Origin of the sequence: Mucilaginibacter agri (genome assembly GCF_009928685.1) — a bacterium.
GTDB classification, from domain to species: Bacteria; Bacteroidota; Bacteroidia; order Sphingobacteriales; family Sphingobacteriaceae; genus Mucilaginibacter; species Mucilaginibacter agri.
The window spans coordinates 411,784-436,200 of record NZ_WWEO01000044.1 but is presented as its reverse complement, the minus strand read 5'-3'; the positions used below and the strand labels follow the sequence as shown (position 1 = coordinate 436,200).

17 protein-coding genes are annotated in these 24,417 nt (G+C 42.6%); 3 read left to right on the top strand and 14 right to left on the bottom strand.

The window, feature by feature from the left end; all coding sequences use genetic code 11:
* The first annotated feature begins 16 nt into the window (after positions 1-16).
* Positions 17-1,204, top strand: a complete 1,188-nt coding sequence (locus GSY63_RS18125; protein ID WP_243749263.1) for an efflux RND transporter periplasmic adaptor subunit — start codon at positions 17-19, stop codon at positions 1,202-1,204.
* Between the two features lie 135 nt (positions 1,205-1,339).
* Here the strand turns inward: GSY63_RS18125 and GSY63_RS18120 are convergent, their stop codons facing one another.
* From GSY63_RS18120 to rpsA, 3 genes are all read right to left on the bottom strand, one after another.
* Entirely contained in the window at positions 1,340-2,263 is a 924-nt protein-coding gene (locus tag GSY63_RS18120) for an aspartate carbamoyltransferase catalytic subunit (protein ID WP_166587244.1), read from the bottom strand.
* Between the two features lie 138 nt (positions 2,264-2,401).
* Positions 2,402-2,941, bottom strand: coding sequence for a bifunctional pyr operon transcriptional regulator/uracil phosphoribosyltransferase PyrR (pyrR, locus tag GSY63_RS18115; protein WP_166587243.1), 540 nt, complete (start codon positions 2,939-2,941; stop codon positions 2,402-2,404).
* A 341-nt stretch (positions 2,942-3,282) separates the two neighbouring features.
* Positions 3,283-5,256, bottom strand: coding sequence for a 30S ribosomal protein S1 (rpsA, locus tag GSY63_RS18110; RefSeq protein WP_166587242.1), 1,974 nt, complete (start codon positions 5,254-5,256; stop codon positions 3,283-3,285).
* A 233-nt stretch (positions 5,257-5,489) separates the two neighbouring features.
* Here rpsA and GSY63_RS18105 point away from each other — a divergent pair, with 233 nt between their 5' ends.
* On the top strand, positions 5,490-6,740 hold the full coding sequence (locus GSY63_RS18105; RefSeq protein ID WP_166587241.1) for an MFS transporter: 1,251 nt from the start codon (positions 5,490-5,492) through the stop codon (positions 6,738-6,740).
* On the opposite strand, the gene GSY63_RS18100 is transcribed toward GSY63_RS18105, so the two are convergent.
* Entirely contained in the window at positions 6,741-7,427 is a 687-nt protein-coding gene (locus GSY63_RS18100; RefSeq protein ID WP_166587240.1) for a hypothetical protein, read from the bottom strand.
* A 155-nt stretch (positions 7,428-7,582) separates the two neighbouring features.
* On the opposite strand from GSY63_RS18100, the gene tyrS reads away from it, so the two are divergent.
* The gene (tyrS, locus tag GSY63_RS18095; RefSeq protein WP_166587239.1) at positions 7,583-8,866 is read left to right on the top strand and encodes a tyrosine--tRNA ligase; all 1,284 of its coding nucleotides are present in this window, start codon (positions 7,583-7,585) and stop codon (positions 8,864-8,866) included.
* 71 nt (positions 8,867-8,937) lie between these two features.
* Here the strand turns inward: tyrS and GSY63_RS18090 are convergent, their stop codons facing one another.
* From GSY63_RS18090 to GSY63_RS18045, 10 genes are all read right to left on the bottom strand, one after another.
* Positions 8,938-9,585: a PH domain-containing protein gene (locus GSY63_RS18090; protein WP_166587238.1), complete on the bottom strand. Its 648-nt coding sequence runs from the start codon at positions 9,583-9,585 to the stop codon at positions 8,938-8,940.
* A gap of 54 nt (positions 9,586-9,639) precedes the next feature.
* On the bottom strand, positions 9,640-10,626 hold the full coding sequence (locus GSY63_RS18085) for a LuxE/PaaK family acyltransferase (protein WP_166587237.1): 987 nt from the start codon (positions 10,624-10,626) through the stop codon (positions 9,640-9,642).
* Positions 10,627-10,672: 46 nt separating this feature from the next.
* A complete protein-coding gene (locus GSY63_RS18080) occupies positions 10,673-11,011 on the bottom strand; it encodes a hypothetical protein (protein WP_166587236.1) in 339 nt (112 codons plus the stop codon).
* A 1-nt stretch (position 11,012) separates the two neighbouring features.
* Complete coding sequence (locus GSY63_RS18075) at positions 11,013-13,448, bottom strand: penicillin acylase family protein (RefSeq protein WP_166587235.1); 2,436 nt, start codon at positions 13,446-13,448, stop codon at positions 11,013-11,015.
* Positions 13,449-13,565: 117 nt separating this feature from the next.
* Entirely contained in the window at positions 13,566-13,760 is a 195-nt protein-coding gene (locus GSY63_RS18070) for a hypothetical protein (RefSeq protein WP_166587234.1), read from the bottom strand.
* A 5-nt stretch (positions 13,761-13,765) separates the two neighbouring features.
* Positions 13,766-15,667, bottom strand: coding sequence for a 1,4-alpha-glucan branching protein GlgB (gene glgB, locus GSY63_RS18065; protein ID WP_243749283.1), 1,902 nt, complete (start codon positions 15,665-15,667; stop codon positions 13,766-13,768).
* 429 nt (positions 15,668-16,096) lie between these two features.
* Positions 16,097-18,550: a glycoside hydrolase family 31 protein gene (locus GSY63_RS18060; RefSeq protein ID WP_166587232.1), complete on the bottom strand. Its 2,454-nt coding sequence runs from the start codon at positions 18,548-18,550 to the stop codon at positions 16,097-16,099.
* A gap of 97 nt (positions 18,551-18,647) precedes the next feature.
* Complete coding sequence (locus tag GSY63_RS18055) at positions 18,648-20,018, bottom strand: MFS transporter (RefSeq protein ID WP_166587231.1); 1,371 nt, start codon at positions 20,016-20,018, stop codon at positions 18,648-18,650.
* Between the two features lie 201 nt (positions 20,019-20,219).
* A complete protein-coding gene (locus GSY63_RS18050; RefSeq protein ID WP_243749262.1) occupies positions 20,220-22,037 on the bottom strand; it encodes an alpha-amylase family glycosyl hydrolase in 1,818 nt (605 codons plus the stop codon).
* Between the two features lie 9 nt (positions 22,038-22,046).
* The gene (locus GSY63_RS18045; RefSeq protein ID WP_166587230.1) at positions 22,047-24,359 is read right to left on the bottom strand and encodes a glycoside hydrolase family 65 protein; all 2,313 of its coding nucleotides are present in this window, start codon (positions 24,357-24,359) and stop codon (positions 22,047-22,049) included.
* Positions 24,360-24,417: the final 58 nt, after the last annotated feature.

The following is a 24,417-nucleotide window of genomic DNA, read 5'->3' as shown; positions in this document are numbered from 1 at the left end:
CAGTAAGAAATACACAATGAAAACTATCACGTTAAAAATGCCGGTTAATTTATCAAAAGCTGTAGTTGCTTTGGTAGCATGTGGCTTAATTTTAAGCAGCTGCGGCGATAAAAAAGAAAAGGAAAAAGAAGACCAGGCTGCCGAGCAACAGGAGCAGGCGGTTGATAACCCGGTTGTTGAAACTGTAGACCTGCAGAAAGGTAAAGTAACTTCCAACATTCAGGTTCCCGGCGAGTTGCAACCATACCAACAGGTAGACCTTTACGCAAAGGTTGCCAGCTATGTAAAAGAATTAAAGGTAGATGTTGGTTCTGAAGTGCATACAGGCCAGGTTTTAATGACGCTTGAAGCACCTGAGATTAACTCTCAGCTAGCAGAGGCAAAAGCGCGTATAGCACAACAAACAGCTGCTTATGCCGCAAGCAAATCAAACTACGATCGTTTGGTTAATACAGCTAAAGTGCCCGGTACTATCGCCCAAAACGATGTTGACCAGGCGGCTGCTAAAAAGGATGCTGATTACGCTAACATCGAGGCAGCTAAATCATTCTACAAACAAGTTAGCGCTAACTTGGAGTACTTGGTTATCCGTGCTCCTTTTGATGGCGTAATTACTGCACGTAACGTAAACATTGGTGCTTATGTTGGCCCAAGTGGCAGTGGCTCAACATTGCCTGTGTTAGTTTTACAGCAACAAAGCAAAATGCGTTTAATAGTATCTATCCCAGAAGCATACACCGCAGGTTTGAGTAATAAAGATGAAGTTGAGTTTACGGTGCGATCTATGCCTAACGAAACCTTTAAAGCTAAAATAGTACGTTTAGCAGGAGCGCTTGATGCCCGTTTACGTTCTGAGCATTTGGAGATGGATGTTTACAACAAAGACAAGAAATTGTTACCAGGTATGTCTGCCGAAGTAAACGTGCCGCTACCTTCTCGCGATAGCAGCTTTATAGTGCCTACGGCAGCCGTTGTAAAATCTACCGAGAAAGTGTTTATTGTAACAGTTGATAGCAACCACCATGCTAAATGGGTTGATGTTAAACCGGGCCTCGAAGACGGTAAGGGTAATATCGAAATATTTGGAAAAGGTATAAAAGTGGGCGACAAGGTTTTAACAAAAGCCACCGACGAAATTAGAGATGGCATGCCACTTAGAGACAAGCCTGCCAGCAAAGATGACGACAAAGGTACCAGCGAATAATATTAACACCTGTTTATTAGAAAAGCCCTGTAAATGTTTAATTTACAGGGCTTTTTTGTAATTAGAAGAATAAATTTTTAGTTTGATTGAATCTTGATTCTTGTATCTCTATTCTTGATTCTCTTTCCCCGGGGCTTACGCTTGCCCAGCCAATAGATATAAAACCGCCATACGAATAGCAACACCGTTCTCAACCTGGTCTAATATGATCGATTGTTTGCTGTCGGCTACGTCGCTGGTGATCTCCACGCCGCGGTTAATAGGGCCGGGGTGCATTACCGTGATCTCTTTATTTAGGCCATCCAGTATTTGTTTATTTAAGCCGTAGAGCATAGTATATTCCCGCAGAGAAGGAAAATACTTAATATCCTGACGCTCTAACTGTATACGCAACATATTGGCTACATCGCACCAGTTTAAGGCTTTGATCAAGTCGTGCTCAACTTTAACACCTAACGAGCCGATATATTTCGGGATTAACGTAGTCGGACCGCAAACCATAACCTCCGCGCCTAATTGTTTAAGGCAAAGTATGTTTGATAAGGCTACACGCGAGTGTAAGATGTCGCCAACAATTACTACTTTTTTACCGGCTACATCGCCATATTTTTCGCGAATGGAGAAGGCATCTAGCAATGCTTGGGTAGGGTGCTCGTGTGCACCATCGCCGGCGTTTACTATCTGTGCTTTTACGTGTTTAGATAAAAAAACACCTGCACCGGCATAAGGGTGGCGCATTACCACCAGGTCTACCTTCATGGCCAGGATGTTATTTACAGTATCTATCAAGGTTTCACCCTTGCTTACTGATGATGACGAGGCTGCAAAGTTTACCACATCGGCAGATAAGCGTTTCTCGGCGAGCTCAAACGACAAACGTGTACGGGTAGAGTTTTCAAAAAAGATATTAGCAATAGTTACATCGCGTAATGAAGGCACTTTTTTAATAGGCCGGTTTAAAACCGATTTAAATGTATCAGCAGTTTCAAATATCAGCTGTATATCAGCCGCGTTTAAATCTTTTATACCTAATAAATGCCGTGTGCTCAGTCCTGCCATCTGTTATTTGCTTTTGTCCCTTTTCGTCATTGCGACGATATTATTATCTATTTTGTCATTTCGACGTAGGAGAAATCTTCTTCGACTTATTAGTAGCAGAAGATTCTTCACTGCCGTTCAGAATAACAAAAAGCGTTATTATTCATTCACTAACACAATCCTATCCTCACTATCAGCTTCGTTCCAGCTTACTACAACTTTCTGTGAAGCGATAGAGTCAACCTCAATGCCTGTATAATCGGCAGCTACCGGCAAATGTCTCGAATAGCGTCGATCAACCAATACCAGTAGTTCTACCTTTTCTGGTCGGCCAAAGGCTTGTAATGCATCCATGGCGGCACGAATGGTACGGCCTGTCCATAACACATCATCCATCATAATTACTTTTTTGCCTTCGGTAATAAAATCTATTTTGGTTTGGTTGGGCACCAGTTGTTCCCCACGGCGTCGAAAGTCGTCGCGGTAAAAGGTAATGTCCAGGTCGCCCTGTAGTATCGTTTTTCCAGGAAGTATTTTTCGAAGTTCTTCTGCAATGCGTTTTGCCAGGTAAATGCCGCGGGGCTGTATACCAATAATGACAGAATCTGAAAAATCGTTATGATTTTCGATTAACTGACGACATAAACGCTGTATGGTTATCTGAAATTTTTGACCGTCGAGCAGCGTAAGATTTTGCATCGTTTGGGTGGATTTGGGCAAAGGTAACTAATTTGTTGATTTGTTGATGAGAGAAATTGGAAATTGATTTATTGGTTGATTGGGTTGAATAGGTGGGTGATTGATTGAGTTGCCGGAGTTATTTTAATTTCATCAATGGATTTTGTCATCCAGAGCGATAGCGAAGGATCTTCTTAGTTATACTTGTATTGAACCAGAATTATAGAGTTAAGGAAATGCCATGTATTAGCGTAGAGGATTGTTAACTGCTGTTCAGAATGACAAGAGTTATAAAAGTGAGCCCACAAAAAAAGCCCCGTACATTACTGTACAGGGCTTATAAAAGGGAATTTATTTAATGCTTATTGAGCTTCCTCTTCAGATTTTTTAGGTGCAGCTGGAGCTTTTTTCGCAGCAGCTTTGCTTTCTGCGCCTTCCATTTGCTCTTTTAATTGAGCAAGTACACTTAAATCACCCAGAGTAGATTTCTCAACTGATTCTTTCACTTTCTTAACTGCAGAAACTGTAGATTTTGCTTCTTTTTTGCGGTTTTCGAAATCTTGCATTCTGGCTTCAGCGCGCTGATCTTCCCAAATGCGAGAGTGTGAAATAACGATACGTTTTGTATCCTTGTTAAATTCAATGATCTTAAATTCAGCAGTTTCTTCTGCTTTCAATGGAGTACCATTTTCTTTAACTAAGTGTTTGGTAGGCGCAAAGCCTTCAACACCGTAAGGTAAAGCTACAATTGCACCTTTATCAGTTACTTTTAACACAGTACCTTCGTGTACGCTGTCTAAAGTAAAGATGGTTTCAAATGTATCCCAAGGATTTTCTTCCAGTTGTTTGTGGCCTAAGCTAAGCTTGCGGTTTTCAACATCCAGTTCAAGTACTACCACGTCTAATTTCTCACCAACTTTAGTGAATTCGTTAGGGTGGTTAACTTTTTTAGACCATGAAAGGTCAGAGATGTGTATTAAACCATCAATGCCGTCTTCCAATTCAACAAACACACCAAAGTTGGTCATGTTTTTAACTGTAGCAACGTGTTGTGTGCCAACAGCGTAACGCTCAGCAGCTTGTTGCCATGGATCAGGAGTTAATTGTTTAATACCTAATGACATTTTGCGCTCTTCGCGGTCTAATGTCAATACTTGTGCTTCAACTTCGTCGCCAACTTTTAAGAATTCTTGTGGGTTGCGTAAGTTTTGAGACCATGACATTTCTGACACGTGGATCAAACCTTCAACACCCGGGATGATTTCTAAGAATGCGCCGTAATCAGCAACAGTTACAATTTTACCTTTAACCTTAGAACCGATAACGATAGACTCGTCAAGGTTTTGCCAAGGGTGTGGAGTTAATTGTTTTAAACCAAGGGCGATACGTTTTTTCTCGTCATCAAAGTCAAGAACAACCACGTTGATTTTTTGATCAAGTGAAAGAACTTCTCTTGGATGCTCGATACGGCCCCATGAAATATCAGTAATGTGCAGTAAGCCGTCAACGCCACCAAGGTCGATGAATACACCGAAGTCAGTAATGTTTTTAACTGTACCTTCCAATACTTGACCTTTTTCAAGTTTGGCAACAATTTCAGTTTTTTGGTTTTCCAAATCGTCTTCAATCAGCACTTTGTGCGATACCACTACGTTTTTAAACTCGTGGTTGATTTTAACAACTTTGAATTCCATTGTTTTACCAACGTACACATCGTAATCACGGATAGGTTTGATATCGATTTGTGAACCTGGTAAGAAGGCTTCAACGCCCATTATATCAACAATTAAACCACCTTTAGTTCTGCTCTTCACAAAACCAGTGATGATCTCATCATTGTCCAGAGCCGCATTAATGCGCTCCCATGATTTCTGAGTTTTCGCACGTTTGCGTGATAATACTAACTGACCGTTAGCATCTTCTTGTGATTCTACGAATACGTCCACTGTGTCGCCTACTTTAAGCTCCGGAGTATCGCGGAATTCTGATAATGATACCATACCATCAGACTTAAAGCCGATGTTTAATACCACATCTTTGTTATTGATGTTTACTACAGTACCGGTGATAATTTCGCCCTGGTTGATAGAGTTGAAAGTACCATCATACATTTGCTCAAACTTTGCGCGTTCTGCATCGCTGTAGTTACCAAATTTTTTGTCATCAGCATCCCAGTCGAAATCGCTGCTGTTTGCTGTGATTTTAGATTTGATTTCATCAATAGAAATTGAATCAGCTTCTGATTCAATAGTTTCTTTTTCTGTCGGAAGTGCAACTGTTCCCAGTTCCGCCTCTTTAGACTTCAATTCTTTTTCTGCTTCTTGTTTTTTTGCCATTAAATAAATTGTCTCCTTTTCCCAATACAATTGGGACTGCAAAGGTACACATATATTTTTGGTAGATAAAAATTATTTTAATGTTAATTGCTGATTTTGAGCAGGTTTTTTAAAAATAATTAAATGTTGTGCCACTTAATTAGGCGTGTAACAGGGCGTTTACGTTAGTTGATTTTTACATTCTGCCCATTTTCAACAAACATAAAAGCAGGATACTTGTCGTTTTATTTACCATGTCGGCCACATTCAGATCATTAAAATACCCCAACTTCAGGCTTTACTTTGTAGGCCAGTCACTATCGCTTATCGGTACCTGGATGGAGCGTATAGCCGTTAACTGGCTTGTTTATACCGTAACCCACTCTGCGTTAATGCTTGGTGTTGTTAACTTCTGTGGACAAATACCTACCATGTTGCTATCGCCATATGGCGGCGCGATATCAGATCGGCATAATCGTTATAAGGTGTTGTTAACCACTCAAATAGCCGCTATGACGCAGGCTTGTATTATGACGGCGCTTATATTAACACACCATTATTATATGCCAGCCATAATTGCCCTCAGTGCAGTGTTAGGTATTATAAATGCTTTTGATACGCCGGCAAGGCAGTCGCTTATGATTAGGTTGATTGATGACAAAGCTGACCTGCAGAATGCCATTGCGCTCAACTCATCTATGGTAAACCTGGCCCGGTTAATAGGACCTGCAGTGGCGGGTGTTTTGTTAACCACGGTTGGTATGGGCGTTTGCTTTGCTGTAAATGCGCTGAGTTTTATAGCTGTTATTGTTTCGCTATTGTTGATGAAACTAAAACCCGAGACCCGGGCTAAAGCAGTAGGTACTGTATGGGAGAATTTAAAAGGTGGTTATGAATATCTGAAAAGTGAACACAATATTAAGCTGATGATCTTGCTGATGGCCTGCACTAGTTTCTTTACCATGACCTATAGTACTTTGATGCCAATTTTTGCTAAAGATGTTTTTCATGGCAACGCGGCTACCTATAGTTTGTTAAATAGCATGTCGGGGCTCGGTGCTTTGGCAGGTGCCATTTATATGGCCACCTTACGGTCTACAGAGAATTTGCGCAAAACCATTATAATAGCTTCTTTAATTTGTGGAATTAGTATAGCCTTATTTGCCATGAGTAGCTATTTGTGGCTTGGGTTAATATTTATTGCCACCGGTGGCCTGGGTATGATGATACAAATTGCAGGTACCAATACTTTTATACAAACCACTGTTGCGCCTAATATGCGTGGCCGTGTAATTAGCTATTATGTAATGGCATTTATGGGCGTGCAGCCTTTAGGTAGCTTTTTAGCTGGACTGGCAGCGCATCATTTTAATGCGCGTTATGTTTTATTTGTTCAGGGAACAGCGGGCGTGATAGCCGCAATAGCGTTCGGGGTGTTTTTTAGAAGGGCCAAAAGGAAGCAACTAATTCAACCAGCCGAAAACCCGGTAGAAGTTATCCCTTAATTAGTCCGGGCGGTTATATTGCGCTTCCAGGCTATTGCTTATCAGATTAAAGATGCTCATGAAATCAGGCTTCATGGTTTCGCGATAATCGGCGATGATGGAAGTGAGCAGAGCCTCCTGGTCGGCAGAGAAAGGGTGTTGCCATATCCGCATACAAATGCGTTTTAGGGCATAGGCTACCTGCGATGTTTCGCTATAGGTACCAAGGTAACGGCTACGTTTAAACTCATCAAAAAAGCGGATAAATATATCGGGATTTTTCATTCCGCTAAACATCAGAAACTCATAAATTACTTTATTATCACAGCCATTTAAATGGTCATAAAAACCTTCAATAGTTACTTTGCCTGTTGTTAGTAATAAATTATCCAATATCAGCTCAGAAGCCACATGGCCTAAAAAGAAAGGTTTTACCGGCGAGCCCTGCAATGCCGGCAATAAAGCCAGTTTCAATTGATGCGAGTGATATTTAAAAAATTCTGCAGAATGGAAGTAGCGGTCTACATCTAAATGCTTTCGCCATCCGCTTATCAGGCTTTGAAAACGTCCATCGGGATGATTTAATTTTTCAGGGTGTATGATTACAGTTTTATCGGCATTCTTTAACAGGTCAGGCAGCACGGTGCCTAAGATATGATAGCAGTTGGTAACCTCTTTGTCAAAGTAATAGTGCGATAAAAAATTCATACAGTTATAGGCAAAATAGCCAATTTGTTGCGGATATAGAAATTTCCGTGTTGTTTTTATGTAGTATTTATGTTAATAGATACAGGCAGAAATCGCATCCCTGATAAAGTTTTTATCTCCATTATTCTATCTTTGCAGTCCTTATTTATATGATAATGAACTTTGTTGAAGAATTAACCTGGCGTGGGATGCTGCATACGATTATGCCAGGTACAGAAGAAATGCTGAATAAAGGCATGGCTTCGGGATATATTGGTTTCGACCCTACTGCCGATTCGCTGCACGTTGGGCACTTAACCCAGATCATGACTTTGATTCACTTTCAACGTGCGGGCCACAAACCCTATGCGTTAGTTGGCGGCGCTACTGGCATGGTGGGCGACCCGTCGGGTAAGTCTGCGGAGCGTAACCTGCTGTCGGAAGATATATTGCAACACAATTTAGAATGTGTGGAGAAACAATTAGCCAGGTTTCTTGATTTTGAAAGCGGTGCCAATAGCGCCGAAATGGTTAATAATTACGATTGGTTTAAGAACTTTACCTTTCTAGATTTTATCCGCGATGTGGGTAAACACATTACGGTTAACTATATGATGGCTAAAGATTCTGTAAAGAAACGCCTGGAAGGAGAAACCGGGATGTCGTTCACAGAGTTTACTTACCAGTTGGTACAAGGCTACGATTTTTACTATTTGTGGAAACATAAAAACTGCTCGCTACAAATGGGGGGCAGCGACCAGTGGGGTAACATTGTAACCGGTACAGAGTTTATTCGTCGTAAAGATGCGGGCGAAGCATTTGCTTTAACTACCCAACTTATTAAAAAGGCCGACGGTACTAAATTTGGTAAAACTGAAAGCGGTGCAGTGTGGTTGGATCCGGCTAAAACATCACCTTATAATTTTTACCAATTCTGGTTAAATACTACTGACATTGATGCTAAAAGCTATATCCGCATATTTACCTTGTTTGAGCAGGACGTAATTGTTGCGATAGAAGCGGAGCATGAGCAAGCACCGCATCAGCGTGCATTACAAAAAGCATTAGCGAAAGACATTACCATTCGCGTACACGGCGAAGAGGCCTACGAAAAAGCGATCAAGTCGTCGGAGTTTTTGTTTGGTAATGTTGGTATCGAATTTTTGAATGAACTGAATGATGAAGAGATCACAGGTTTATTTGAAGGTGTTCCTCATTATACTATATCAGCATCAGAACTTGCTGAAGGTATTAATTCGGTTGAATTGCTGGCCGGAAAAACCGCTGTATTCCCATCAAAAGGAGAAGCCAAGAAAATGATACAGGCAGGCGGCACCTCGTTAAACAAAGCGAAAATTGCGTCAACCGAGCAAGTTTTCACTACTGCCGACCTGATCAACAATAAATTTCTGATCGCGCAAAAAGGAAAGAAAAATTACTTCCTGATCATTGCTGAATAATCAGGCTTAGCCATAAAAAGAAAGCCCTTCGAAATTTCGAAGGGCTTTCTTTTTATGGTGTAAATCGATTCCTAGAAATCGCTTAACAGATCTAATTTCTTAGCGTTATATTCTTCCTGAGAGATCAAACCGTTATCAAAAAGTACTTTTAGTTTTTTTAGCTTTTCGGTTAGTTCATCTGGTTTGGCAGCAACAACTGGCTCTGGTGCCGGGGTTGGAGCAGGCGCAGGTACCGGAGTAGGTGGAGCAACAGGCGCCGGAGCAGCTTGCTGTGCCACTGGGGTTGGTTCGGCAGGTATGTTAATGATATGACCTTCTTGTCTTTCCACACGTTTGCGTTCTTCTTCGCGGCATTGCTGCGAAAATTGGTAAAGTTTGCGTGCTTGTACTTTAGGTAAATAGTCAACACCCATTTCGGCACCTTTAACGGTGGTAACAGTAAATACAGCGCCTATAATTTCTTCCTTAACGTTTACATCGGCGATGTCTTTCCAGGTGAAGTCTAAAAACTTGATAGAAAGGCCAAGGTTAGCCGGGGTAAAAAACAATACCCTGCGATTGGTAACCGCAATGCAATCTGGCAGTATGTTTACCAAAGGTTTTTTCTGGGTGGCAATATATAGTGTGTCTTCTCCGGCAGGCAATAATTCCTTTAAGCGCGAATAAACTTTTTCAACGGCTTTAGGTTCTTGCTGGTCAGCTAAATATTTGTCGATCATTTTGAGTTTGATTTTATAAACCGGGGCAAAAATAAATAAAATTATGAGCTAACGTCAAGCAATCAGCAAATTACATCCGCGAATATCGGCGTTGTCAAAACGACCTAATACCTCGAACGATCCATCAGGATAAATTTTACCAAGATCTTGAGTAGCGATAAACGAACATGAATTAATGTTGGCCAAGTCGATTATGTTGATACCACCCGTGCGGCCGTCCATTTGAGTTGAAATCGGGTCGTTGGTATCGCGGGTAATGATCTTCATCCAGGGTGGGCAGTTAAATATGCCGTCACCTTTAGAATACCCTTGCGAAAGCAATTCGGTCATGCCATATTCCGAATGGATATGCTTTACGCCGAAGCCATTGGTTAATGTTTCATGCAGTTCTTCCCTGATCATTTCCTTGCGACGGCCTTTCATACCACCGGTCTCCATTACAATAAGTTCGGGGAAATTGATCTGATGTTGTTCTACAAAATCGAGCAAGGCAAAAGTAACACCAATCAATAAAGTTGGCTTACCCGCAGATTGTTGCTTTTGTAATTGCTGATAAAGTTCTTCGTGATTGTATAAATAAAAGCCACTGGCGGGATTCTCAGAAAGGCTGATCAAATCCTCAGCCATATAAATAAGCGAAGAACCAGATCTTTCCAGATAAGAGGGGAGCAGGGCGAGCACGCAATAATTGCGGATATCGCCGTAAAATAATTCAAATGCCTTACGAAAACTTTGTTCGTACCAACTTACATCGGTAACCAGATGCCTGCTGGTGATTCTGCCCGTGGTGCCCGAACTGGTGAAAACTACCTGTGGCTCGTCACTTGAACTAACTACTTTTTGTGATTTGAAAAACTCGACAGGGAGAAACGGAATTTTGTATATACTGTCTATCGTAGACGGATCAACGTTTAAGCCCTTGATAAACTGGTTATAAATAGCATTGTTTTCGGCCTGATACCGGAATACCTGCAATGCGGCATCGTCAAACTGCTGCCTGTTAGTAATGGAAAATATTTGTTGCTGATCTGGTTTTTGCACACTGCAAAGATAAGTACCTTACAGATATATTAGAGTCAATCTGTTGTTATACTTCGGTAAAGGCGCGTTTAACCAACAAGCCTGACAATGCCGACATACCACCTAGAAGACCACCGATAATCATCGTAACAATTAGCAAGTAGATCCAGTTAGGCAGGTGCACCATAGTTGCCACCCGGCTTGCCAGTATGTGGTCGTTAGGTACACTTTTTAATAAGGCATGTATACCCCAAACCAAGGCCACTGCCGAGAAACCCGACCAGAACGATTGCCCTGGCGTGCGGCCTGCGTAAAATGTAGCCACAAATGCTATAATAGCCGCCGCCCACCAGGTGAATAAAAATCCGCTGGCAAAGGTTACGATAAAGATGATTACAAACAGCATTTTATTTAGAGGTTAAGGTTAACGTAGTTTTAATTTTATTAGCCTGATCATTGGCCGATTGCATAAACAGCAGTTCGTTGAGTTTGCCATTGTTCCAGGTGTCGAACATGTTGCTGTAGTAAAAGCTGCCGGGATTACCAGATTCGCCACCGGGGAAAACACCATAGCCTTTTACCTGTGGCCCCATTTGCACCACCATTCGCCATGATGGGCCGTGCCCATCTATCAGCGCATTAACGGTTGAGCCCGTGCCACCAGCTTTGAATTTACCAAGGCCCATGCCTGGTATGTTGGCCAAATGGTTTATATAGGTTTCCTTAACATTACCCCATTCCCAGTTTTTACCGAGTTTGCCGTATTGGTGTGTAAGCTGACCGATGGTTTTGGCTAATGACTGATTGATAATGTCGCTGCACGTTTCTACAACAGGAGTACTGGTATTGTTGAACCATTTGGAGCCTGGTTCTTTTAATAATAGTTTTTCTGTCCGGTCGCGATTGGGCATTATAAAATGATCGTTGGGATTGCCAAATTCATCGTTCCAAACCATTTGGTAGAAATTGTTCCACCAGGTATTAAAAATAGAAGCACCTATCGAATTGGCATTACATTGCTTGTCCCAATGTTTTAAAATGTCAAGCACATGATTTTGATCGGCATCCAGTTTCGTGGTGTCAATGTATTTTAACATTTCTGCCAGTACATCCTGTGCTAAAATGCTGTAATTGTCGGTTTGTAGAGTGCGCATACTATCAACGGTAGCCTTCTGCATGGCCGCAAGGCGGGTATTAATTCGCTTGCCGCGTTCATAAGGACCAAAATGCCAGTTGATATAATAGGGGTACTTCGGATCTGTAGACGATTGGTTTGCCGAACTTAAATAACCCTGTGCCGGATTTTTAGCCGTAGGATTTTGTTCAGGAGCTATCCAGCCTTGCCAGTCATCGGCTGGGTCGGTGCCATCTAAAATAAATTTGCCCTGGTCTTTATATTTCAGTGGATATCTGCCGTTTGGCGTGAGTGCGATATCTTTTTCGCTACTTGCAAAAATGAAGTTCTGAGCCGGCGACCCGTAATATTTTAAAGCTTCGCGATAGTCATCATAATTTTTACCGCGGTTAAGCAGGTAAAAGGTATTTAACTCGTCCGATTCGTCATGGGCTATCCATCTTAAGGCGCTGCCAATGGGCATGCCCGCGTAAGAATCTTTGGGTTTCTTTGCAGCGTCTTCATAAGATACCGGGCCATGATGAGTATATAGCACCGTATCATTTAAAGGTTGTTGTCCGCGAATGTTTATTACCTCAATACGCTTTTTAACCTTGTTCCACTGGTTATTATACCAATATTCGTTTTTCGACGCATCTTTAAATTTAATCTGATACCAATCATAAACATCGGCATCAACATTAGTTACACCCCAGCTTATGTTGTTGTTGTATCCAATAATTACGCAAGGCGAACCCGGTATCGAAACGCCATTTACATTTACGCCCGGTGCATTTAGCTGTATCTGATACCAGATAGATGGAAATGTAAGGTTCAGATGCGGATCATTGGCCAATAGTGGATAGCCGCTTGCAGTTTTGCTACCAGCTATAACCCAGTTATTACTGCCAATACCTTCAGGTTTTTGTGGGGTAGGCATAATTGATTGTTGCGCCAAAAAATGTTTGGATGGCTTGGGCAATGCCTGAGGTTTAAAATCCCACTTGGTATCTGCCGGTATTATCGGATCTTCGTGAAAAGGATAGTCAGGAAAAAGGTCATTGGTTACGCTTGCACCAAAACGGTTTAAGATATTAGTCATGGGGGCCGCATCAGAGCCTGCAGATAACGTCTCGGCCATTAATTTCAACAACAGAATGCAATTGATGGGTTTGAAATCCTCAGGAGCGTAATCAAGTAATTTAAACTCGATAGGATAATCGCGCGGCGATAATTGATGGATATAGCTATTAACACCTTCGGAGTATGCGTTGATTACGAGGCTAATTTTGGGATCTTTCATAGCCATGCGCAGCGAATTTTCGGCACCGAATACCATCCCGATACGTCTGTGATAACGATCTACCTCTAAAGCTCCGGGCCCAACTACTTCCGATAGCCTACCTGACGCTTGGCGGGTTTGGATGTCCATTTGCCAAAGCCTGTCGCGGGCTGTGATATAGCCTTGCGCTAAGTAAAGATCATGATCGTTTTTGGCGAAGATATGGGGCACCATGTTGCTATCAAACCTGATAGTAACCGGCTCTTGTAACCCATCTATTTTTAGGACTTCAGATTTTAAAGTGTGTTTGCTTTCTGCGTTTTGCCAGAAACCGTTGGCCGGATTAAGGAAGTTGCCAACGGGTGGTGTGCTTCCAAATTTATGCTGCAAAGCCCAGATAAGGCCAAGCGTTAATGCTACAAATAGTACAGCCTTAAAGTATTTCATTGATGATTTCGGATATCGAATTTTCTATTTCGAATTTAACCTAAATATACGCCTTAACATACAAATGCGAAATTCTTGTTGGTTATTATCGATCAATTCAACATCCGAAATCAACGCTTACATCATCTCCTTATCTTTTTTCTCATGGTAAGTTTTATTGGCCAGATAAAACAGTACAATTACCATAAATGCTTCGAAAGCAATGGAGGTAAACATAACCGCGGGATAATTGATCACTACGTTATAAATCAATAAAGCCAAAGCGGCAATTCCACCAATCAGATATAGATAGAAAAATCTGGAGTTAGTCATGTTTGTTAAGCTTGTCTTTTAAACACCGCTGCCGCCAATGGTGGAACGGTAATCACAATCGAATCTTCACGGCCATGCCAGCTTTCATTTTCTGAAGTTATAGCATCATAATTAATCACCCCCGTGCCCCAATAAGCTGTTTGGTCGGAGTTGAAGATCTCCTTCCATGTACCAGCTTTTGGTACGCCAACTCTAAAGCCTTCGCGGGTAACCGGGGTCATGTTTAGCACCACCACCAGATCATCATTTTCACTGTTGCCTTTACGGGCATAAACCAGTATCGAGTCATCAGCATTGCCTCCGTCTATCCATTCGAACCCGCTATAATCAAACTGTTTATCGAATAAACCCGGTTCAGTTTTATAAAGTTGGTTAAGCGCTTTAACGGTTTCCTTAATACCGTTGTGGCTATCATATTGCAGCAGGTGCCAATCTAACGAGTGCTGATAATTCCACTCGGCACTTTGCCCAAACTCGCTACCCATAAACAGTAATTTGGTGCCCGGATGGGTAAACATGTAGCTGTAAAGCAGGCGAAGATTAGCAAAGCGTTGCCAATCATCGCCAGGCATTTTACCCAGCATAGAGCCTTTACCGTAAACCACCTCGTCGTGCGAAAAGGGCAGCATAAAGTTTTCGGTAAAGGCGTAGATCAAACTAAAAGTGATCTGATTGTGATGGTATTTACGGTGCACCGGATTTTCGCTGAAATACTTGATCGTATCGTGCATCCAACCCATCATCCATTTCATGCCAAACCCTAAACCACCTAAAAATACCGGGCGGCTTACGCCTGTAAATGAGGTCGATTCTTCGGCAATGGTTTGTATATCCGGGAAGTTTTGATAAACAGCCTCGTTAAATTCTTTCAAGAAAGAAATAGCCTCAAGATTCTCATTACCGCCAAAAACGTTTTGTTCCCACTCGCCATGCTTGCGCGAATAGTCTAAGTACAGCATCGATGCCACAGCGTCAACACGCAAACCATCCACATGATAGCGGTCGAGCCAAAACATGGCATTACTGATTAAAAATGCACGTACTTCGTTACGGCCATAATTAAATATATACGATTTCCAATCGGGGTGGAAACCTTTGCGAACGTCAGCATGCTCGTATAAATGCGTGCCATCGAAGTTATATAATCCATTGGCATCTCCCGGGAAATGGGATGGAACCCAGTCCAGGATAACACCAATGCCTGCCTGGTGCAGTTTCTCAACCAGGTACATCAAATCCTGCGGTGAACCATAACGGGACGATGCAGCGAAATATCCCGTGATCTGGTAACCCCAGCTTGGATAGTAAGGGTGTTCCATAATCGGCATAAACTCTACGTGTGTAAAGCCCATTTCTTCAATGTACGGAACTAATTTATCTGCCAACTGGCGGTAATTTAGAAACTCGTCGGGACTTTCGGGACTACGCGCCCAAGAGCCAACGTGAAGTTCATATACAGAATAAGGTTTATGCAAACTATTGTTTTGACGCCTGTTGTACATCCAATCCTCATCCTTCCACTCATAATAAGTATCGGTTACGATAGATGCCGTGCTTGGTGGAATTTCCCATCTTAAAGCAAACGGGTCGCCTCGTTCAAAGTCCTGACCTGTGTTGGAGTTGATAAAATATTTATAAACTTCGCCGTTACCAATGTTGGGGATAAAACCTTCCCAAATACCCGAGCCGTCCCAACGTGCATTTAATGGATGCGAACCAGCGCCCCAATAATTAAAATTACCCACAACAGCTACATATTTGGCGTTAGGTGCCCAAACCGCAAAATAGGTGCCCGTTACACCCTGGTGCTGCACTACGTGCGAGCCTAACTTTTCGTATAGTTTAAAGTGCTTGCCCGACTTAAACAACGCAATATCGAAATCAGTAAAACGGCTATAAAACTCCATGTAACCTGCGTGTTCGCCGGTTATGGTTAAGGCCTCTGTCGGATTTTTAACTTTTGCCGTTTTAGAACCTTTGGTTTTAACAGGCGTCGGTGTTGATATTTTGCCGGCTTCGATAGGTTTATCGGCAGATTTCTTGGCTGCAGATTTCTTTACCGTTTTTATGGGTTCAGTTTCAGGAAACGCCGCCTCTTTTTCTGAAGGTTTAGCTGTTGGTGTTTTCTTAACTGTTGGTTCTTTTTTTGTTTTATCGGTTTGTTTTGCCATTGTGAGCGCAGGCGATATAGTGCCGTTTAAGGTTGAACGTTTATTAAGCAGGCTTGTTTGTGCAAGCTAATGTAATGTAGCAATATTGTTGAGCAGAAAAAAGTGTTTACACCAGATAGACAGTTTTAGGCATAAAAAAGCCCCCCGGTTATCGGGGGGCTTTACTTATTTAAGTATTTCGATATGCTTAAAGTTTTTGGAGAATTTAAACTCGTAGCATTTATCTTCCGTGAGTACAAAGTCGGTTATGGTTTTGCCATCAACAATTATTTTGGTTGGGGCAAAAGGTAAGCCGATTAGCCTGAAATGATAGTTTTCATAGCGTGGTGTGTATAGCCCTTCCATAGTTTGTTCGATGGTTACAAGGTTATTTTTACCGTTTACAATGAATTTCTTCTCGAGGTAAATATCCTGCTCGTAGGCAAAGGTTTCGCCATAATCTTCAAATAGGAAGGAATTTACTTCGTGATCTGCGTAATATACGTTAAGTTTAACTTCCTCAATTTCCTTTTCGCCTACATATTGCATTATCGGGTATTCTGGTAGCACCGCACCGGCTTTTATAAATACCGGGATGGTTTCGAGTGGGGTAGGCACCATAATTTCGCCGCCTCCCTGAGCAATTTCATTAGTCCAGAAATTATACCATTGACCTTTTGGCAGGTATACCGGGCGACTGGTTTGTCCGGGTTCCATAACCGGGCAAACTAAAATCTTGTCACCGTAGGTAAACTCATCCTGACGAGCCTGGTTAGTTAACACGTCTTGCTCCTGTAAAACAACCGGGCGTAAAATTGGGAAGCCATAACGATGGTGCTCCCAAAAGGTTGAATACATATACGGCAACAAGCGGTAACGTAGCTCTATAAATTTACGGTTGATAGCGGTATAGGGTTCGCCAAAACTCCATGGTTCGCGCTCTTTGGTATCACCGGCCGAATGCGCACGCATAAAAGGAGAGAAGGCACCGAACTGAATCCAGCGGGTAAACAACTCACCGTCTGGTTCGCCGCTAAAACCGCCGATATCTGTACCGCAGAATGGTACGCCCGACATAGACAAACGCTGGCACTGGATATTACCCAATCGTAAATGCTCCCACGATGCTACGTTATCACCAGTCCAAACAGAAGCGTAACGTTGCAAGCCAGAGTAACCTGCACGGGTTATGGTGAACGGACGCTTATTTTTCATCAGTTTGCGCAAGCCTTCGTAGGTAGCGCGCACCATTTGCATGCCATAAACATTGTGTGCCTTACGGTGAGATCCGCGGAAACCATCATATTGGTGGCGCACGTCGTCGGGAAAAGTACCTGCACCAAATACGGCAGGTTCGTTCATATCGTTCCATACACCGGCTACGCCAAGTTGCACTAATTCATCGAACAAACCTCCCCACCATTCGCGAACCTCTGGGTTGGTAAAATCTGGAAACTGGCAACGGCCAGGCCAAACGTGTCCCTCCATAAAGTAATCGTCGCAACGGCGGCAGAAATAGCGTTTCTCTTTACCTTCTTTAAACACGCTGTAATTATCATCCACACGGATTCCCGGATCAATAATTACCACAGTTTTGAAGCCATCTGCAGCCAATTCCTTAATCATTTTTTTAGGATCGGGGAAGTACTTGCGGTTCCAGGTAAAGCAGCGGTAGCCATCCATATAATCGATATCCAGATAGATACCATCACAAGGGATTTGATTTGTACGGAAGCCTTTCGCAACTGACATTACCTTAGTTTCCGGATAGTAGCTCCAACGGCATTGATGATAACCCAAAGCCCAAAGTGGTGGCATGGGGTGGGTGCCGGTTAAAAGATGATAACGTTTAACCACGTCCATCATGTGCGGGCCGTGGATGTAATAATATTGCAGTTCGCCACCATCCGCCCAAAAACTGGTTTTGGTGCGGTCTTCGGCACCAAAATCGAAAGTGGCTTTGAATGTGTTATCGAAAAAGATCCCGTGGGCTATACCTTCGTTTAAGCTGATGTAAAAAGGGATGCTGCGGTAAAGTGGATCCTGGTTCCAGCCGAAAGAGTAAGCGTCGGTGTTCCAGTTTTTAAACCTGCGACCACGTAAATTAAGGTCAGATGCCTTATCGCCTAAACCGTAAAAAGCCTCGTCGTGATGGCAAACCTTAGTGCCGAAAACATAGTAACCACCAAACTGGGTGTTTTCCTCCCAATGCATTGGCACTGAATCCTGGCTGGTAACATGGTCTTGAGTATCAGAAAAAGAGATATGAAAATCAATTTTCCGGATATGGCAATTTACCGTATTGGTTGATACGCGGTATTCGTTCTCGTCTTGGTGCAGCGAAAAAACAACTGCTTTTTGGTCGTGTTTAGGTACTGCGTACGAGAATTCTTCGAGGAACACACCATGCGGTGCTAACCTTACACGGATAATCTCGTCTGTTACAACTGTGACTTCAACTCGGGCTTCGCTATCTGTAAAGAAAAACTTATTACCTGCTTCTTTAACGTCTGTAACACTACCTAAATATTTTTTTACTATTGGTTTTAACCCCAATACAGGGTTATTAAGGTGGTGAAATTCTTCCTCTTCTTCTATTATTTTCCCAATGGGGTTGGGGTTAAGTATATTTTCGTCCATGAACCGAATTTCTTATTAATCAATCGCTGAGCGGCTTAAAGAGCGCCAAGATATTGATAATTACCAATAACTGGGCCAACAAATGTCAATCTTACCTTTACTGTAACGCACGCTTAACACTGATATCTTTATTGTCTTGCACAAATAACACCGATATAGCCGCGCATAGCATAAAAATGCCCGCTAGCACCAAAGCATAAATGGCTTGGCCGTTATAAAAGTATTTTACGATAGGGCCACCGAAGAACCCATTTACAATTTGCGGAAAGGTGATAAAAAAGTTGAAAATGCCCATGTAAACACCCATTTTTTTGGCGGGAATAGAGCTTGATAAAATAGCATAAGGCATAGCCAAAATACTGCCCCAAGCCAAACCGATACCTATCATCGGCAAAATAAGCCATTGTGGGTCTTTGATGAAAAATATTGATAACAAGCCTATTCCGCCCATTACTAAGGAGAAAGCGTGTGCTTGTTTGCGGCTGGTAGCCTTAGCTAAAGATGGTAAAATCAAGGCATAGATGGCCGATACACCATTGTAAACGCCAAACAAAATACCTACCCAGTCGCCGGCTTCGCTATATTTTTGTGAAGATGTGTCGCCTGGTGCAACATGGTAAATATGCGCTGCGATAGCAGGGGTGGTAAATACCCACATTGAGAAAAGCGCGAACCAGGAAAAAAATTGGACAAGCCCCAGTTGTTTCATGGTTTTCGGCATTCTTTTCAGGTCGGTCAATATTTCTGCAATTCCGCTTTTGGGTTTATGTTCAACTTCTTCGGTGGGATGGAATTTAGCATATTCTTCGGGCGAATATTCTTTAGTGCGAATGATAGTCCAAAGAATGGTTAATAAAAGAACGGTACCACCCAAATAGAACGAATATTTTACGTTGTCTTCTACTTGTCCTTCGGGCGCGGTTGAAGAGATATGAAACCAATGGGTGAAAATATATGGAAGGCATGAACCTACAATAGCACCTAAGCCAATCAAGCAGGTTTGCACTGAGAAACCAATGCTCCGCTGGCTATCCGGCAAATTATCCGCAACCAATGCCCTGAATGGTTCCATTGCCACATTAAACGAGGCATCCATTATCATAAGCATACCTGCACCCACCAAAATAGGAGGGGCAATGGATGCAATAGCTGCTGAATTAGGCATCAGGAATAATGCGATAGCGGATAGAATGGCACCCGTTAAAAAGAATGGTCGACGACGGCCCAGGCGGTTCCATGTGCGGTCGCTGTAATGACCGATAATCGGTTGAACGATCATCCCGGTAATTGGTGCGGCCAACCAAAACCACGATAAATGCTCCACGTCGGCGCCAAACTTTTGGAGGATGCGGCTGGCGTTACCGTTTTGCAATGCAAAACCGAATTGGATGCCCAAAAAGCCGAAGCTCATATTCCAGATCTGCCAGAAACTCAATTTTGGTTTTTCGGCAATTGCGGGTTTACTCATTTAATCAGGGTTTATTTATGGTTTATTAGTTCAATCGCTCATTGATTAGGAACGGAAGAACTGGTTTTTCTTCTCTTTATTGCCGCCCTTCATGCGAACTTGTTTCGGCATCCCACAGGACAAGCTACGTGCTTTGCATAACGCATACTCAGCGCGTGGGGTGCTGAAACAAGTTCAGCTTGACAGTTTTGAAAACTATTTCTAAAACTTCAACATCACACCACTACTTGCCGGTAGCGTAATATCGAGGCCGTTATTAATGTCACTAGTATTATATGAACTTCCATTCAATAAATCAGTAAAATTAACCGAGCCGCTCACATGCAATTGCTGCAATAAATCTGCTGGTAACTTCACATTCAAATGCTGCTCGTTGCGATTAAAATTGGTTATTACTAATACCTTCTCGTTGTCGGTATAACGTAGGTACATGTATACGCGGGTATTGAAACCGGTGTTGTGTTCATTCGCGATCATTAACTCATAGAACTTGCCGTTAGTTAATGCCTCATTAGCTTTTACTGTGTTTAATAATTTGCTGTAGAAGCTACGTAGATTTTTCTGATCGTCGGATAATTGACCTCCATCAAATTTGCCGTTGTTCAACCATTTCTGATGTTCTGGTACGCCCCAGTAATCAAAAATACTGCTGCGACCATCAGCTCCACTGAAACCCTCGGCTGTGGTAGCCGGCTCACCAACTTCCTGACCGAAGTAGATCATCACGGGACCTTTGTTTAGCGTTGCCGTAACAATCATCCCCGGAACGGCTAACCACGGATTGCCCGCAAAGTCGTTTGAGGCAATTCGCTGCTCATCATGGTTTTCCATAAAGCGAATCATGTGTTCGTCGATGCCTTTACTATCGTGGTTCCAAATGGCATTAATATCCCAGGTTGTGGCATGGTCTTCATTACGCACTAAGCGTTTAATGGCATCATAAAGGCCAATCTTGTCGTACAAATAGTCAAATTTACCTTTAATAATATAGTTGCTGTATTCGGTTTTATTATACGCTTCGCCGATGAAGATCAGGTTAGGATGTTCTGCTTTGAGTTTTGTAATAACCCAATTCCAAAACTCAAAGGGTACCATTTCCACCATGTCGCAACGGAAGCCGTCTATACCTTTATTGCTCCAAAAGTTAAGAATGTCATACATTTTTTGCCATACCGGTGGGATAGGGTCGAAGTGCCCGGTGCGGTTATTGGCGTAATCTACTCCATAATTTAGCTTCACGGTTTCAAACCAATCATCGATAGATGGTGATGCCGTGAAAGCGTCGTTACCGGTTGCTTTGGCTGGGTTCTCATCAAAATGGCCGTCTTTTAAAGGGCTATGAAAATCATTTCCTCCCGGGTTATATCCTCCCGGAACTTTAAACGGCTGACCAGGAATATAATAGAAATCATTCCTCGCGTCGAAGGCTTTGCTTTTGTCGTCATCCTCGCCAAAATTGTGTACACTGGCAGGCTTTACGTCCGAATGGTAGGTACGGGCCACGTGGTTAGGAATAAAATCCATTAATACCTTTAACCCGTTAGCATGGCTGCGCTTAATCAAAGCCTCGTATTCCGTCATGCGATTTTTAACATCGACGGCCAGATCGGGATCTACATCATAGTAATCTTTCACGGCATACGGCGAGCCAGCACGGCCCTTAACCACATCCGGATCATCCGGATGGATACCATGGGCGGAATAATCGGTCATCGTAGCATGCTCAATTACGCCGGTATACCAAACGTGGCTAAAGCCCATTTTTTTGATCTCCTGCAAACCAGCGTCGGTAATATCGTTAAACTTGCCAACCCCGTTTTCTTCTATCGATCCATAGAATTTATTGGTAGTTTTTGCATTGCCAAATAAGCGCGGCAATAGCTGGTATATCACTAATTTATGGTTCGAATTGGTTTGCATGCGTTTTTTAGTTTTTGGATGATTAGCCTTGGGTTGCGCTGTCACAAACTTAACAGGCAACAATGCGGCCAATATCAAAAAAGTTATTCTTTTCATCATAGCTTTTAGCTATTGAGCTTCTAAAATAACATCAGCGTTAGCTTGCACCAACTGCTCCTTGCCATAGATTAAAACTGTGGTCTCGGTATCAGAGTTATTGGTGATTTGTACGCCTTCTTTGCTCACTTTAACATTAAGTAATGTACCACGGAAGCCAACATGAAACGAGAAAGAGTTCCATTTCGCTGGTAAAAACGGTTGGAATGATAATTTGCCATCTTTAACACGCATGCCACCAAAACCTTCTACTACCGACATCCAGGTGCCTGCCATTGATGTGGTGTGGCAACCGTCCTCTGTATCGTTATTATAGTCGTCCAAATCTAAACGCGAAGTGCGGAGATAAAACTCGTAGGCACGTGCCTCGTCGCCTAATTTTGCGGCAAGTATGGCGTGTACGCATGGTGATAATGAAGACTCGTGTACCGTGCGAGGTTCATAAAAGTCAAAGTTTCGACGGATAGTGTCCATATCGTACTCATCTTCGAAGAAATAGATACCCTGAAGCACGTCAGCCTGTTTGATAAAGCACGAACGTAGAATGCGGTCCCAGCTCCATTTTTGGTTGATAGGCCGATCCGAAGCCGGCAGGTCCTTAACCAAGATCTGTTCTTTATCCAGGTAACCGTCTTGTTGTAAAAACACACCAAGCTTCTCTGAATATGGATAATACATTTTCTCGATAATATCATTCCATTTTGTTGCTTCGTCACCACCATTGAAGCTGATTTTAGCTATCAAAGCATTATATTTCGCGATATCAGTTGTCTTTACTTGTTCCGCAACTTTCAGCGCGTATTTCATACACCATACAGCCAATTTACTTGTATACCAGTTGTTGTTGATGTTGTTTTCGTACTCATTAGGGCCGGTTACGCCAAGCATCACATATTGCTGTTTATCCTCGCTCCAGTTAACACGCTGTGACCAAAAGCGGGCAATGGCAATTAAAACTTCTAAACCATAATCGGCCAGATAAGCCTCATCGCCTGTGTAACGCACGTAGTTATAGATTGCATAAGCAATCGCTCCGTTGCGGTGAATTTCCTCGAAGGTGATTTCCCACTCGTTATGGCACTCGGTACCATCCATAGTAACCATCGGATACAAAGCTGCTCCGTCTTTAAAACCAAGGGAAGCTGCATTTTCAATAGCCTTACCCAATTGCTTATAGCGGTAAAGCAACAAGTTGCGGGTAACGTTTTGCGGTGCAGTAGCCAGGTAAAATGGTACGCAATAAGCTTCGGTATCCCAGTAAGTAGACCCCCCGTATTTTTCGCCGGTGAAACCTTTAGGGCCAATGTTCAAACGATCATCTTCACCAGTATAGGTTTGATTGAGCTGGAATATATTGAAACGAATACCCTGCTGTGCAGATGCATCGCCTTCTATAATAATATCATTATGCTTCCATTTCTCGGCCCATGCTGCAGCTTGTTCCGCTAACATGGTATCAAAACCTTTATCGGAAATGCGTTGCAATGTTGCTTTCAACACATCCTGTAAAGTAGCTGCATCATAGTTTTGCGATGATACGTTAGCCGCGTATTTATAAATAACAATCGGTTGATTTTTAACGACTTCAATTGTAGTTTGCAACGCCACGTATTTCTCTTTTTGTATCGACAGAAATTCGGGCTGAACCGGGCTATTGTTTTGGGTTATTTTAACCCGCATACCGGTTGCAACTTCAAAACCTGTTTTTTTGGTGCGAAGCTGTACAAATGCACCATTAGCAGCGGTGCCTTTTTTAACTTCATCCCAAAACTTTTCGTCGTAATTAGCATCCTTGTTTTTTACGTCGCCATCTACGAAGGGTGTGATTACGATTTCACCATCAAAGTTTAATGGCGTAAGGGTATAGCGGATGGCTCCGGTTTCATCATCGGCCATGCTGCAAAAACGAATGGACTCTACTGAAACCTGTTTGCCTGCTTTAGTAGTGGCGGTAAACGTACGCTTCAAATAGCCTTCCTTCATGTTTAACTCGCGGCTAAATTGTTGGATGGTGCAGGCAGCTAAATCCAATTGCTCGCCGTCGATGTCGATGTCGATGCCTATCCAGTTAGCTGCATTTAAAACTTTGGCAAAATATTCGGGATAGCCGTTTTTCCACCATCCTACGCGGGTTTTATCGGGATAGTAAACACCGGCTACATAGTTACCCTGTAATGTTTCGCCGCTATAGGCCTCTTCAAAATTGGCGCGCTGACCCATTCGGCCATTACCCAAACTAAATATACTTTCTGAAATCTTATTGTAATGAGGATCAAAACCTTCTTCTATAATCTTCCACTCATCAACTTTGATGTAATCTTTCATTATTCTTTAATCGTGATAGCTTATTGTAAAATCGGTTATAATTACAGGCACGTGGGGT